This is a genomic window from Mycobacterium sp. (genome assembly GCF_032159565.1).
Classification (GTDB): domain Bacteria; phylum Actinomycetota; class Actinomycetes; order Mycobacteriales; family Mycobacteriaceae; genus Mycobacterium.
The window spans coordinates 1-14,474 of the sequence record NZ_JAVHWR010000132.1 but is presented as its reverse complement, the minus strand read 5'-3'; the positions used below and the strand labels follow the sequence as shown (position 1 = coordinate 14,474).

The following is a 14,474-nucleotide window of genomic DNA, read 5'->3' as shown; positions in this document are numbered from 1 at the left end:
TGAACCACTGCGACGCCTGAGGCCGGGCGGGTGTTTCCGGCTATTCGCCCGGCCTGGAGTGCCGCCCACGGCGGCTCGATGTGTCGCCGGGTTCGGCGCGGGAATGCCTGCCGTTGGATCGGGGCTCGTCGTCGGTCAACTCGTGGCGCGGCTCGAAGCCAACCCCGTCCGGGCTCTCATAATGGGCATGGCTGCCGAAGTCGAGCGGGTAGTCGGGGCTGAGAACGTCCGGCTTCTGCGACTCGGGCTCGGCATGCGGCGGCGGCTCCTGGCTGATCTCGAAGCGGCTGAGCGGCTGGAACCGCTGCTCGTCATCGGTGTGAAACCCGTTGTGGGCGAAGCCAATCGGCTCCACCGATGGGGGCGGCGGAGGTACATCGGCGAGGAAATCGAGCAGGCTGCGGCCGGGCCCACCTCGATACCCAGGCGCCTCCACCTGCTCCACGGGCGGCACTAGCGGCTCTACGGGCGCTGGGTGGGGGTCATGGCGCGTATCCGCGGCAGGTGTGAGGTGATGCTCCTGCCGCGCGGCGATCGGCTGGGTGTCCCCCTCGTCCTCGACATGCGCGGGGGCGACCTCCGCGACAGCAGGCGCCGCGGCGGAAAGCGGTTCGTCGTGCTTCACGGTGAACTCGACATAGTCGTCGTCGTCGACGTAATCGGCGTCGTCATGGAGGTGGTCGGCCGCGTCGGAACGCTGCGGCTCGGGGGCGGCCTGGCTGCCGAACCCGAGCAGGAACATCGCCGCGACCACACCGAACAACGCGACGAACGCCGGCAGCAGCAACGACTGAGACATTGCGGCGGCGAACGGTTCGTGCAGGAAACGCGGCAGCTGGGTGACGGAACCCTCGCCGCCCGGTCCGTCGCCCGCCGTTGGCATCTCGGCGCTGATCCGCGTCGTCATGAACGCCGCCATGCCTGCGCTGCCCAGCACCGACCCCACCTGCCGGGTGGCGTTGTACACACCCGAGCCTGCGCCTGCTACATCCGATGCCAGGTTGCGCGTCGCCGTCGCCGCCAACGGCGACCAGATGAACGCCATGCCCACGCCGGTTGCGGCCAGCGGCAACACGATTCGCCAGATCGGCGTCGTCGACGTCATCTCGACGGACAACCACGTCAACGCGACCGCCAACACCGAGAAGCCGAATCCGATGATCGGCCGCGGGTGGTACCGGTCGACGATCTTGCCGACCCACGGGGCCAGCAGACCGGTCGCGATCGCCATCGGCGCGGTCAGCACGGCCGCGCGGGTCGGCGAAAGACCGCACACCGCCTGCGCATAGAACATCACCGGCAGGATCATCGCCGTCACGACGAAGCCGATGGTGGCGACACCGAGCGTGGACAGGCTGAAGTCGCGGTCGCGGAAGATACCCAGCGGCACCAGCGGCTCGTTGCGGTTGGCCTGCTGCCAGAAGACGAACGCGGCCATGAAGCCCACCCCACCGGCCAGCGTGCCCCAGATCCACGGGGCCCAGTCGTGTGACTGCCCTTCCTGCAGGGCGAAGACGACCATGAACATGCCGATGCCGGAGAGCAGCACCCCGATGATGTCGAAACCGTGCTGCTCGGTGGGGAGTTCCGGAACCAGCCGGAAGGCCAGCACCAACCCGATGATTCCGACCGGCACGTTGACGAAGAAGATCCACTGCCAGCCGAGCCCGTCGACGAGGACACCGCCGGCCAGCGGTCCGACCAGAGTGGCGACCCCCGCGGTGGCTCCCCACACGCTCATCGCCACCCCGCGTCGCTCGGCGGGGAAGATCCGGGTGATCGTGGACAGGGTCTGCGGAGTGAGCAACGCGGCGCCGACACCCTGCACCACCCGGGCCGCGATGAGCATGCCGATGGTGCCGGACAGTCCGCACCACAGCGACGCGCCGGTGAACACCAGCAGGCCGAGCAGGTAGAGGTTCTTCGGCCCGTAACGGTCGCCGAGGCGGCCTGCCAGCAGCAGAGGCACCGCAAAGCCGAGCAGGTAGGCGCTGGTCACCCAGATGACGGCGTCGTAGCTGGCACCCAGCTTGTCCATGATGGACGGGTTGGCGACCGCCACGATGGTCGCGTCGACCAGGATCATGAAGAAGCCGACCATCATGGCCCAGAGCGCATGCCACGGGTCAGCGACCGGCGCGGCCCCACCCGTGGGCCGGCCCCGCAGCGCCGTGGTCATATCCCCACCTCGTCTCGGCCTCCCTCGATGGTGTCGGCTTCTGACGCCTCGCGCCACCGCAATCGCCTGTTCTCAAGGACTTCGCTGCCGGCCTGCCCCGCTCAGCGCGGTGAGGTCACGATGGATTGCAGCTAAGCGACCGTCCCCTTTAGTTACCCACGAGAAGTAATTCGCAACGACGGTACGGACGGATTTCGGCCGGGACAACTACGCCGGCTCGGATACCGCCTCGCCGGGAACGGACTCGTCGGCATTGTCGCTGGTAGAAACACCGACCGTATCGGGGTGCCCCCAGCGCAGCGAGGGAGCGAGGGCCAACAGCGCCACCAGCGCACCGGCGGCCATCACGATGGACAGCCCAACTTGGTCGTTGCCGAGCACACCCACCAACGGCGCCACCGCGGCGCCGAGGCCGAACTGCGCAGCCCCCAACAGTGCGGCTGCAGTGCCAGCGGCATCGGGGTGCCGGGACAACGCGGCGGCCGGCGCATTGGGGATGACCAGGCCCATCGCGGCCAGAATCGCCCACACCGGCACCACGAAACCGGCCAGCCCGCCGGCATGCGCCACGGACAGGCCCACGAAAACTCCCGCGGCTACAAGTGCGGCGGCCAACGCCCACAGCGTGATCGCCTGCGGAGAGAACCGCTTCAGCAGCACGACGTTGAACTGGGTCGCACCGATCAGCGCGACCGCACCCGCGCCGAAGACCAATGCGAAGGCCTGCTGGTCGAGGCCGTAGGTGCCCTGCAGGACGAAAGACGCGCCCGCGATGTAGGCGAACAGGCCCGACATCCCCAGAGCGGCGACCAGCACGAGGATGACGAACCGCATGTCGCGCAGCAACTCCGCATAGGTCGCGGCGATGCCGCGCACACGCAACGGCCTGCGGTGGGACGGCGGCAGTGTCTCGGGCAGCGCCAGCGCCGCCACCAGCAGCAGCGCACCCGCCAGCACCACCAGCGCCGTGAACACCCAATGCCACGAGCCGTGCAGCAGGACCGCTGCGCCGAGCGACGGCGCGACGACCGGCGCCACGCCGAGCACCAGCATCAGCCGGGACAGCACCGTCGCGGCCACGGAATCGGAGAACAAGTCACCGACGACGGCGATCGCGACCACCATGGCCGCAGCCGCCCCGACGCCCTGCAGCACACGGGCCAGGCCAAGCACGACAACGTTCGGCGCCAGCATGCAGATGACCGACGCCACCATGTGCAGCACGATGCCCGCCATCAACGGCCGCCTGCGGCCGAGCGAGTCGGAAAGCGGGCCGACGATCAACTGACCGAGCGCCAGCCCGGCCAGCGTCCCGGTCAGCGTGAGCTGCACGACCGACGACGACACCGACAGGTCGTCGGCGATCTTCGGCAGCGCGGGCAGATACATGTCGATGGTCAGTGGGCCCAGCGCGACCATCACACCCAGCACAATGATCATGCGCCAGCGGCTGGGTGATTTTGGATTCACATCGGGCGATGTTGCCATGCAATTGGTTAGCCCGCTAAATCAAAAATTTCTTCCCGGAACAGCCCCGTGACGACCGTCACCACTTCGCCTTGCTCCTCGCGTCCTCGGCGGGCACGACAGGCCTCCGCCGTTCGTTGAACAACCGTTAGCCTGAAGGCAACGGACACGTCCATCCCAGGAGGCCGCAATGAGCGCTCGGTTCAAGGCCAAGAGCCAGCTGCCGGCGACGGCCGATGAACATCCCGGGGCCGCCGCACGTGTGCTGTCGGAGATCATCGAGCGCGGTGCTCGCGTGCAGGGCCCCGCGGTCAGGGCTTACGTCGAGCGGTTGCGGGACGGCAGTCCGGACGCGACGCCCGCCGAAATCGTCACCAGGCTGGAGAAGCAGTACCTGGCCGCGGTGATGGCCAGCGGCGCGGCCGTCGGCTCCGCGGCGGCTATCCCTGGCATCGGCACGCTGGCGGCGCTGTCCGCCGTAGCAGGCGAGACCGTGGTCTTCCTGGAGGCGACGGCGGTGTTCGTCCTGGCCGTCGCCGAGGTGCACGGCATCGGGGCCGAGCACCGCGAACGCAGGCGCGCGCTGGTGCTGGCCGTGCTGGTCGGCGAGGACAGTAAGCACGCGGTCGCCGACCTGCTCGGACCCGGCCGCACCAAGGGTGCGTGGCTCAGTGACGGAGCGGCAACGCTGCCGCTGCCCGCAGTGGCGCAGCTGAATTCGCGGCTGTTGCGCTACTTCGTCAAGCGCTACGCGCTCAAGCGAGGCGCGATCGCCTTCGGCAAGCTGCTGCCGGTGGGCATCGGCGCTGTCGTCGGCGGTGTCGGCAACCGGTTGATGGGCAAGCGCATCATCGAGAACGCCCGCATGGCGTTCGGTTCGCCGCCGCCGCGCTGGCCGTCGAAACTGCACGTGCTGCCGCCGCCGCAGCGCTGATGCCGCTGCCCTCCCAATAGGGCTCTTGTGGCGTCCGCACATGGGTGAAGGCGCTAGCCTTTAGGCGGCGTTGATGCGGGGTAACCGCAGGCTGGAAGGAACAAGAGACGGGCAGGCGTCCGTTCGGACACTTGCCGAAAAGAAGGAATCGAGGCGAGTAGCTGCCGTGAGCAGTTCAACTTCACCATTCGGACAGAACGAGTGGTTGGTCGAGGAGATGTACCGCAAGTTCCGCGAGGATCCCTCCTCGGTCGATCCGAGTTGGCATGAATTTCTAGTCGACTACTCGCCCGAAGCGATCACAGGCACGTCGAACGACGCGGACAACGGACAGCGGTCGACGTCGGCCCCGACCGCGCCGCGCGAGCCGGGGCCCGCCCCCGCGCCGAAACCCGCACAGGACAACGGCACCAAAGCCCCCACGCCTGCTGCCAAGACGGAGCCCGCTCCCGCGAAGACCGAGGCATCATCAGCCAAGTCCGAGCCGGCTCCCGCCAAAAAGGAATCGGCCCCTGCGAAGACGGAGTCGGCGCCTGCCGAGCCAAAGGCGGAGTCGGCGCCTGCCAAACCCAAGGCGGCAGAAGCGAAACCGGCGGAGAAGTCCGCCGCCGCCGCCGACGGCGACGAAGCCCAGGTGTTGCGCGGCGCGGCGGCCGCCGTCGTGAAGAACATGTCGGCGTCGCTCGACGTGCCGACCGCGACGAGCGTGCGCGCCATCCCCGCCAAGCTGATGATCGACAACCGGATCGTCATCAACAACCACCTCAAGCGCACCCGCGGTGGCAAGATCTCGTTCACCCATCTCATCGGGTACGCGATCGCGCAGGCGGTCAAGAAGTTCCCGAACATGAACCGGCACTTCGCCGAGGTGGACGGGAAGCCGAACGCGATCACCCCTGCGCACACCAATCTGGGTCTGGCGATCGACCTTCATGGCAAGGAGGGTGCCCGTCAACTGGTGGTGGCCGCCATCAAGGGCGCGGACACCATGCGGTTCGGCCAGTTCATCGCCGCCTACGAGGACATCGTGCGGCGGGCCCGGGACGGCAAGCTGACCGCCGACGACTTCTCCGGCGTGACGATCTCGCTGACCAATCCCGGCACCATCGGCACCGTGCACTCCGTGCCCCGGCTGATGCGCGGGCAGGGCGCGATCATCGGCGTCGGTGCGATGGAGTACCCCGCCGAGTTCCAGGGCGCGAGCCAGGAACGCATAGCCGAACTGGGAATCGGCAAGCTGATCACGCTGACCTCCACCTACGACCACCGCATCATCCAGGGCGCGGAGTCCGGTGATTTCCTGCGCACCGTGCACGAGCTGTTGCTCTCCGACGACTTCTTCGACGAGATCTTCCACGAGCTCGGCATCCCGTATGAGCCGGTGCGGTGGCGCACCGACAACCCCGACTCCATCGTCGACAAGAACGCGCGCGTCATGGAGTTGATCGCGGCCTACCGCAACCGCGGGCACCTGATGGCCGACATCGACCCGCTGCGGTTGGACAAGAGCCGGTTCCGCAACCATCCCGACCTCGATGTGACCACCCACGGCATGACGCTGTGGGACCTCGATCGGGTGTTCAAGGTCAACGGTTTCGCCGGGGCTCAGTACAAGAAGCTGCGCGACGTCCTTGGCCTGCTGCGTGATTCGTACTGCCGCCACGTCGGCGTGGAGTACACCCACATCCTCGAGCCCGATCAGCAGAAGTGGCTGGAGGAGCGCATCGAGGTCAAGCACGAGAAGCCCACCGTCGCGCAGCAGAAGTACATCCTGTCCAAGCTGAACGCCGCGGAGGCGTTCGAAACCTTCCTGCAAACGAAATACGTTGGCCAGAAGCGGTTCTCACTCGAGGGCGCGGAAACCGTCATCCCCATGATGGACGCCGTGATCGACCAGGCCGCAGAGCATGCGCTCGACGAGGTCGTCATCGGCATGCCGCACCGCGGCAGGCTCAACGTGCTCGCCAACATCGTCGGCAAGCCGTATTCGCAGATCTTCAGTGAGTTCGAGGGAAACCTGAACCCGTCACAGGCGCACGGTTCCGGTGACGTCAAGTACCACCTCGGCGCCAACGGCACATATATACAGATGTTCGGCGACAACGACATTGCGGTGTCGCTCGTGGCCAACCCGTCCCACCTCGAGGCGGTCGACCCTGTCCTCGAGGGCATCGTGCGGGCCAAGCAGGACCTGCTGGACATCAAGAACGGAGTCGACGACTCCGAAGACTTTGCAGTGGTGCCGCTGATGCTGCACGGCGACGCGGCGTTCGCGGGCCAGGGCGTGGTCGCCGAGACGCTGAACCTCGCGTTGCTGCGCGGTTACCGCACCGGCGGCACGATCCACATCATCGTCAACAACCAGATCGGTTTCACCACTTCGCCTTCCGACGCGAAGTCGTCGGAGTACTGCACCGACGTCGCGAAGATGATCGGCGCGCCGATCTTCCACGTCAACGGCGACGATCCCGAGGCAGCGGTGTGGGTGGCCCGGTTGGCGATGGACTTCCGGCAGAAGTTCAAGAAGGACGTCGTCATCGACATGCTGTGCTACCGCCGCCGCGGGCACAACGAGGGCGATGACCCGTCGATGACGCAACCCTCGATGTACGACGCCATCGACACCAAGCGCGGCGTCCGCAAGACCTACACCGAAGCGCTGATCGGCCGCGGCGACATCTCGATGAAGGAAGCCGAGGACGCCCTCCGCGACTACCAGGGCCAGTTGGAGCAGGTCTTCAACGAAGTCCGCGAGCTCGAGAAGCACGAGATCGAGCCCAGCGAGTCGGTGGAGAGCGACCAGATGGTGCCCGCCGGCATGGACACCGCCGTGGACAAGTCGGTACTGGCCCGCATCGGCGACGCCCACCTCGATCTGCCCGATGGCTTCACCGTGCACCAGAGGGTCAAGCCGGTGCTGGAGAAGCGCAGGGAGATGGCCTACGAAGGCAAGGTCGACTGGGCCTTCGCCGAACTGCTGGCACTGGGGTCGCTGATCGGCGAGGGCAAGCTGATCCGACTGTCCGGCCAGGACACCAGGCGCGGCACCTTCACCCAACGGCATTCGGTGATCATCGACCGCAAGACCGGTGCCGAGTTCACGCCATTGCAGCTGCTGGCCACGAACTCCGACGGTGAGCCGACGGGCGGCAAGTTGATGGTGTACGACTCGGCGCTGTCCGAATACGCCGCGGTGGGCTTCGAATACGGCTACTCCGTCGGCAATCCCGACGCAGTCGTGTTGTGGGAGGCGCAGTTCGGTGACTTCGTCAACGGTGCCCAGTCGATCATCGACGAGTTCATTTCGTCCGGCGAGGCCAAGTGGGGTCAGCTATCCGATGTCGTGCTGCTGTTGCCGCACGGTCACGAGGGCCAGGGTCCCGACCACACCTCGGGCCGCATCGAACGATTCCTGCTGCTGTGGGCCGAGGGCTCGATGACGATCGCGGTGCCCTCGACGCCGGCGAACTACTTCCATCTGCTGCGGCGGCACGCGCTGGACGGTATCCACCGGCCGCTGATCGTGTTCACGCCGAAGTCGATGCTGCGCAACAAGGCCGCGGTCAGCGACATCCGCGACTTCACCGAGCAGAAGTTCCGGTCGGTCATGGAGGAGCCGACCTACACCGACGGTGACGGCGACCGCACCAAGGTCAAGCGGATCCTGTTGACCAGCGGCAAGATTTACTACGAGCTGGTGGCCCGCAAGGCCAAGGACCACCGCGACGACGTGGCGATCGTGCGCATCGAGCAGCTCGCCCCGCTGCCCAGGCGACGGCTCAGCAAGACGCTGGACTCCTATCCCAACGCCGAGCAGTTCTTCTGGGTGCAGGAGGAGCCTGCCAACCAGGGTGCGTGGCCGACGTTCGGCCTGACTCTGCCCGAGTTGCTGCCGGACAAATTGCCGGGACTCAAGCGGATTTCGCGGCGTGCGATGTCGGCGCCGTCGTCGGGGTCGTCGAAGGTGCACGCCGTCGAGCAGCAGGAGATCCTCGACGAGGCGTTCGCCCCCTAGCCTCTGCCGCGCGTCTGCCGCCTGCACCCCGCACCGCGAGCGTGCGCGTCTGCCGCCTGCACCCTGCACCCTGCACCCTGCACCGCGAGCGTGCGCGTCTGCGCCGCGACACGCCGCGATCGGCGGCAGTCTGCGCACTCTCGCTGCGGACGGAGCGGCAGCCGATTAACGCGCTACCAGCGGTACCGACTAACCTCGTCCCGAGTCAGTCCACATCTGGGGGTGCATGCATGAAGGGCTTCGACGGAAAAGTCGCCGTCGTGACGGGTGCCGGTTCCGGTATCGGCCAGGCGCTGGCCATCGAGCTCGGCCGCTCCGGTGCCAAGCTGGCGATCAGTGACGTCGACACCGAGGGCCTCGCCGCAACCGAGGAGCGGCTGACCGCGATCGGCGCGCCGGTGAAGACGGACCGGCTCGACGTCACCGAGCGAGAGGCGTTCGAGCTCTACGCCGACGCGGTCAAGGAGCACTACGGCACCGTCAACCAGATCTACAACAACGCGGGCATCTCCTTCATGGGCAGCATCGAGGCCAGCCAGTTCAAGGACATCGAACGGGTGATGGACGTCGACTATTTCGGCGTGGTCAACGGCACCAAAGTCTTTCTGCCACACTTGATCGCCTCCGGCGACGGGCACGTCATCAACATCTCCAGTGTCTTCGGGTTGCTCGCTGTGCCGGGGCAGGGCGCCTACAACGCCGCCAAGTTCGCGGTGCGCGGGTTCACCGAAGCGCTGCGTCAGGAGATGCTCGTCGCGGGCCGTCCGGTCAAGGTGACGTGCGTCCATCCCGGTGGCATCAAGACCGCTATCGCCCGCAACTCCGCCGCCGTTGAGGGTGTGGACCAGGCGGAACTCGCGAAGTTCTTCGACAAGAAGCTTGCGAGCACGTCTGCGCAGAAAGCCGCACGGGTGATCCTGGACGGCGTCCGCAAGAACAAGGCCCGGGTGCTGGTCGGCAATGATGCGAAGGCACTCGACCTCTTGGCGCGGGTGACCGGTTCCGGCTATCAGCGGGTCGTTGCCGCTGTCACATCCCGACAAGGGCCCACCAGCTCGCTGGCTTGACGCACGTGCCTTAACCGCGCGCCCGCCCGGCCGCGAGCGCGCGCAGAATGCCGCGGTTCTGCGGCGTGTCGGGTGCAAACACGCACGCTCGCGGTGCGGGGCCGGCGGGAAAGGGTTAGCGGCTGGCCGGACCCAACGGGTGTTCGGCAAGGTAACCGTCGGCGACGTGGGCCGGATCGGTGCCCGTTGCGACCTGCCGCCGCATCTGTACCAACCCGGCGGTGTCCAGCACGCCCGCCACCTCGTTGAGCGCGAGCTCCTGCATCTCGGTGAGCTCGTTGCGGCGGTACAGTGGCACGACGTTCTCCGCGCGAATCAGCGCGGTGCGGTCCGCCAGCACAAGCGCGTCTGCGGGAATGTCCGGGTTGGCCGTCGACGTCCACGCCGCAGTCACCTGGCCGATCCGCAGCCCATCGAAAAGCCTTGCGGCATCCGGGTAATCGCGCACCGCAGCCATACACGTCCCGATGGCCCGCGGCTGAGGGACATCGACGACCCGGCCGATCTTCAGCTTGTCGCAGTTGCGGACCGCCGCGGTCACATCACGTCCGCCCCACGCGTCGACGGTGCCCTCGGTGACCGCGAGCGCCGGCTTGTCCTCCGCCGACTCCGCGTAATCGCCTGCGGCCACGCCCTCGGGCAGGGCCGACACCATGTCGCGGTAAACCTGAACAGCGGCACGCGCCCTGGCGTCGGGCGCGAAGGTGTTCAGCAGCCGACCGGTGAGACCCGGCGCCACCCGGATGTCGCCCGAGTCCAGCCCGGTCAACGGGTCGGGCACCACCTCGACATGGGCGTCGGTGCCGTAGGTCCGTAGCGCAGCGGCGTAGAGGTTGGCCAGCAGCGTCGACTCCACGTCGTCACGCGCCCCGACGGCGACCGATTGGCTGGGCGTCGTTCCGCCACAGCCCGCTACGAGGAACGAAGCGATCAGCGCGACGGTGAGCCGACGGGCGGCCATCGGGTCGTCAGGCGTCCGCGGCTGCTGCGACCGCCGCGGCCACGGCGGGCCCGACGCGCGGGTCCAGCGGGCTCGGAACGATGTACTCGCGAGCGAGGTCGTCGCCCACCACCCCGAAGATGGCTTCGGCGGCAGCGACCTTCATCTTCTCGGTGATCCGGCGGGCGCCTGCGTCCAGCGCACCGCGGAACACGCCCGGGAACGCCAGCACGTTGTTGATCTGGTTCAGGAAGTCGCTACGGCCGGTCGCCACCACGGCGGCATACTTGGCCGCGACCTCCGGATGGATCTCCGGGTCGGGGTTGGACAATGCGAACACGATGCCGTCGGCAGCCATCGTCGCGATCAACTCCTCGGGCACGACGCCACCCGAAAGCCCGAGGAACACGTCGGCGCCCTTGAGCGCCTCGACCATGCCGCCGGAAAGGCCGTCGGGGTTGGTGCGCTGGGCCAGATCAAACTTCACCGGGGTCAGGTCTCCGCGGTTCCGATGCAGGATGCCGCGCGAGTCGAGCACCGTCATATCCGAAACACCGGCGGCCAAAAGGATATTCGCGCACGCCATCCCCGCCGCGCCGACACCGGAGATGACCACGCGCAGCGACGACATCTCTCGGTTGAGCACCTTCGTCGCACCCAGCATCGCCGCGAGCACGACGATCGCGGTGCCGTGCTGGTCGTCGTGCATCACCGGACAGTCGAGGGCCTCGATGAGGCGCCGCTCGATCTCGAAGCAACGCGGCGCGGAGATGTCCTCGAGGTTGACCGCCCCGAAGGTCGGCCGCAGCCGCACCAGCGTCTCGACGATCTCGTCGGGATCCTTGGTGTCCAACACGATCGGGATCGCATTCAGATCGCCGTACGCCTTGAACAGTCCGCACTTGCCCTCCATCACGGGCAGCGAGGCCGCAGCGCCGATGTCGCCGAGGCCGAGCACGGCGCTGCCGTCACTGACGACGGCCACCAGACGGCTCGCCCAGGTGTAGCGCGCGGCCAGGGTGTGATCGGCCGCGATCGCCCGACTGACCTGAGCCACCCCGGGCGTGTAGGCGACCGACAAGGCCCGCTGGGTGTCCAACGGAGCCTTCAATTCGACGGAGAGTTTTCCCGTTACGTGCGCCTCGAAGATCTCCTCGTCAGTGACGATGATCTGCGGTTTCTCGGACTTTTCAGGCACGAACCTCAGGGTAACGACGAACTGGTAGGTAACCTAATCGACTTTTTCCACGTCGACGACGCCGCATCGAGCACTCCGCAATACTGCATGTATGGCTTTCACGGTACGGCTCGGTGACGGGGCGCAGGACTGCGGAGACGACGATGTCTACGACTTCATCGCTGATGGGGTTCTCGTCCTGCACTACTCGGAGCCGGGCAAGTGGTCGCAGTACTACGCGCAGGGCGAATGGAAACGCATCGACGCCGCACCCAACCACCGGCCCGGTGAGCCGCTCGATCGCAGCATCGGCCCGGATTTCGACGATTGATCGCCGACGTCGACGAAATCGTGCCTGCGCCTAGATCAAACCGAGGTCTTTGACCGCCTTGCGCTCGTCGGCAAGCTCTGCGGTCGACTTGTCGATCCGGCTGCGGGAGAACTCGTCGATCTCCAGCCCCTGCACGATTGACCAGTCGCCGTTCTTCGTGGTGACGGGGAACGAGGAGATCAGTCCCTCGGGGACGTCGTAGCTGCCGTCGGAGACGACCGCCATCGACACCCAGTCGTCGTTGGCGCTGCCGAGCAGCCAGTCACGGGCGGCATCGGTGGTCGCCGACGCGGCCGACGCGGCCGATGAGGCGCCACGGGCGTCGATGATCGCCGCCCCTCGCTTGGCGACCGTCGGGATGAAGTCGTTCTCGATCCAGTCCTGATCGCCGACGACCTCTGCGGCGTTCTTGCCGCCCACCTCGGCGTGGAACACGTCGGGATACTGGGTCGCCGAGTGGTTGCCCCAGATCGTCATCTTCTTGATGTCGGTGACCTTGGCGCCGGTCTTGCGGGCCAGCTGTGAGATCGCCCGGTTGTGGTCCAGCCGGGTCAGCGCGGAGAACCGCTCCTTCGGGATGTCGGGTGCGTTGCTCTGCGCGATGAGCGCGTTGGTGTTGGCCGGGTTGCCGGTGACGCCGATGCGGACGTCGTCGGCGGCGACCTCGTTGAGCGCCTTGCCCTGGGCGGTGAAGATCGCACCGTTGGCCTCGAGCAGGTCACCGCGCTCCATGCCGGGACCCCGCGGCCGCGCGCCGACCAGCAGCGCAAGGTTCACTCCGTCGAAGACCTTGTTGGCGTCCGCACCGATCTCGACGCCGGCCAACAATGGGAACGCGCAGTCGTCGAGCTCCATCACGACACCCTCGAGCGCTTTCAGCGCAGGCTCGATCTCGAGCAGGCGCAGCTCGATCGGGCGGTCGGGACCGAGCAACGAGCCGCTCGCCAGGCGGAACAGCAGGCTGTAGCCGATTTGGCCGGCGGCTCCGGTGACCGCGACCTTGAGGGGAGAAGTGCTCACGTCGAAGGCTCCTTGGGAAGACAATGGTCCGCGACGAAACTAGCGCACTCAGATCTCCCGGCGAGAGGCGGCCGACATGACTACGGTCGACGTTCCCACGGCCGTCCGCATCGGTGCCGCCGAGGGTGTGCCGCGACCCGGTGTCCTGGTCGGTTGACGTGTCCAGCACCGCGGCCGTCGACCTGGCCAGCCCCGACGCATTCGTAGACGGTCCGCCGCACGAGGCGCTGGCCGTGCTGCGACGGACCGATCCCGTCCATTGGCAGCCCATGGCCGGTGAGCCCGGGTTCTGGGCGGTCCTACGTCATGCCGACGTGGCACACGTTGCCCGCCACACCGACACTTTCTCGGCCAGCGAGGGAGGCGTCGTCGTTGAGACCATGTCGCCGGAGAACCTGGCGATGATGCGCAACATGCTCCTCGCGATGGACCCGCCCGCCCACACCGCGCACCGCGCTCCCCTGTCGCTGCACTTCCGCGCCCGGGTCATCGGTGCCATCGAGGGACGGGTGCGCGAGATATGCGGAGCGATCATGGCCGAGGCTCACGATCGCGGCAAGGTGGACTTCGTTCACGAAGTCGCCTCGCCGCTGCCGACGCGCGTGATCGGCGAGTTGTTCGGGCTACCGCAACAGGACTGGGCGCACATCCACCAATTGGCCGAGCGCAACACTTCCGGCCAGGACCCGGACATCGCCGACGGCGGATCTGAAGCCGCAACGATCGAGATGGCCATGTATGCCATCGAACTCGCCGCGAACCGGCGTCACGCTGATCGGACCGACGACTTGACGACCGCAATCCTGGAAGCCGACTTCGGCGGTGAGCCGATGAGCGACATCGAGTTCGGCAGTTTCTTCGTGCAGCTCGTCACGGCGGGTAATGACACGACCAAGGGAATGCTCGGTTCTGGATTGCTCACGCTGCTGCGGCATCCCGACCAGCTCGCCGAACTGCGGGCAGACGCTTCTCTCATTCCGGCCGCGGTCGAGGAGATCATCCGCTACGACAACCCGCTGCATTATTTCCGGCGCACCGCGCTCGTCGACGTTGAACTCAACGGCACTCACATCGCCGCAGGCGACAAAGTGGCGATGTACTACACATCGGCCAACCGCGATGACGACGTGTTCAGCGAGCCGCAGACTTTCGACATCCATCGACACCCGAACCCGCATCTGTCGTTCGGTATCGGCAGTCACTTCTGCCTGGGCGTACACCTGGCCCGGCTCGAGGGCAGGGTGTTCTTCGAGGAACTACTCGATTCATTCGCCACGATCGAGTTGACGGGCGAACCGGTGCGGATCCGGTCGAATCTCAACAACACCTTCAAGCGACTACCCG

10 protein-coding genes are annotated in these 14,474 nt (G+C 66.9%); 5 read left to right on the top strand and 5 right to left on the bottom strand.

Going from position 1 to position 14,474, the window contains the following annotated elements:
• Nucleotides 1-40: 40 nt before the first annotated feature.
• Both QOC76_RS17390 and QOC76_RS17385 read right to left on the bottom strand, forming a co-directional pair.
• On the bottom strand, nucleotides 41-2,179 hold the full coding sequence (locus QOC76_RS17390; RefSeq protein WP_526358547.1) for an MFS transporter: 2,139 nt from the start codon (nucleotides 2,177-2,179) through the stop codon (nucleotides 41-43).
• Nucleotides 2,180-2,386: 207 nt separating this feature from the next.
• A complete protein-coding gene (locus QOC76_RS17385) occupies nucleotides 2,387-3,667 on the bottom strand; it encodes a multidrug effflux MFS transporter (RefSeq protein WP_526358545.1) in 1,281 nt (426 codons plus the stop codon).
• A 169-nt stretch (nucleotides 3,668-3,836) separates the two neighbouring features.
• On the opposite strand from QOC76_RS17385, the gene QOC76_RS17380 reads away from it, so the two are divergent.
• The 3 genes from QOC76_RS17380 (at nucleotide 3,837) to QOC76_RS17370 (ending at nucleotide 9,662) form a co-directional block, all read left to right on the top strand.
• Complete coding sequence (locus QOC76_RS17380) at nucleotides 3,837-4,580, top strand: hypothetical protein (RefSeq protein ID WP_526358543.1); 744 nt, start codon at nucleotides 3,837-3,839, stop codon at nucleotides 4,578-4,580.
• A 217-nt stretch (nucleotides 4,581-4,797) separates the two neighbouring features.
• Entirely contained in the window at nucleotides 4,798-8,595 is a 3,798-nt protein-coding gene (locus QOC76_RS17375) for a multifunctional oxoglutarate decarboxylase/oxoglutarate dehydrogenase thiamine pyrophosphate-binding subunit/dihydrolipoyllysine-residue succinyltransferase subunit (RefSeq protein WP_526358696.1), read from the top strand.
• Nucleotides 8,596-8,825: 230 nt separating this feature from the next.
• A complete protein-coding gene (locus tag QOC76_RS17370; RefSeq protein WP_526358541.1) occupies nucleotides 8,826-9,662 on the top strand; it encodes an SDR family NAD(P)-dependent oxidoreductase in 837 nt (278 codons plus the stop codon).
• Nucleotides 9,663-9,777: 115 nt separating this feature from the next.
• Here the strand turns inward: QOC76_RS17370 and QOC76_RS17365 are convergent, their stop codons facing one another.
• Nucleotides 9,778-10,623: a type 2 periplasmic-binding domain-containing protein gene (locus QOC76_RS17365; RefSeq protein ID WP_526358539.1), complete on the bottom strand. Its 846-nt coding sequence runs from the start codon at nucleotides 10,621-10,623 to the stop codon at nucleotides 9,778-9,780.
• Between the two features lie 7 nt (nucleotides 10,624-10,630).
• Nucleotides 10,631-11,809 (bottom strand): NAD(P)-dependent malic enzyme, encoded by a 1,179-nt coding sequence (locus QOC76_RS17360; RefSeq protein ID WP_526358694.1) that lies wholly within the window; start codon nucleotides 11,807-11,809, stop codon nucleotides 10,631-10,633.
• 82 nt (nucleotides 11,810-11,891) lie between these two features.
• Here QOC76_RS17360 and QOC76_RS17355 point away from each other — a divergent pair, with 82 nt between their 5' ends.
• Nucleotides 11,892-12,110, top strand: a complete 219-nt coding sequence (locus tag QOC76_RS17355) for a hypothetical protein (RefSeq protein WP_526358537.1) — start codon at nucleotides 11,892-11,894, stop codon at nucleotides 12,108-12,110.
• 30 nt (nucleotides 12,111-12,140) lie between these two features.
• Here the strand turns inward: QOC76_RS17355 and QOC76_RS17350 are convergent, their stop codons facing one another.
• Complete coding sequence (locus tag QOC76_RS17350) at nucleotides 12,141-13,130, bottom strand: malate dehydrogenase (protein WP_526358535.1); 990 nt, start codon at nucleotides 13,128-13,130, stop codon at nucleotides 12,141-12,143.
• A 140-nt stretch (nucleotides 13,131-13,270) separates the two neighbouring features.
• Here QOC76_RS17350 and QOC76_RS17345 point away from each other — a divergent pair.
• Nucleotides 13,271-14,474, top strand: a 1,204-nt coding sequence (locus QOC76_RS17345) for a cytochrome P450 (protein WP_526358533.1), incomplete at its 3' end; no start/stop codon positions are given.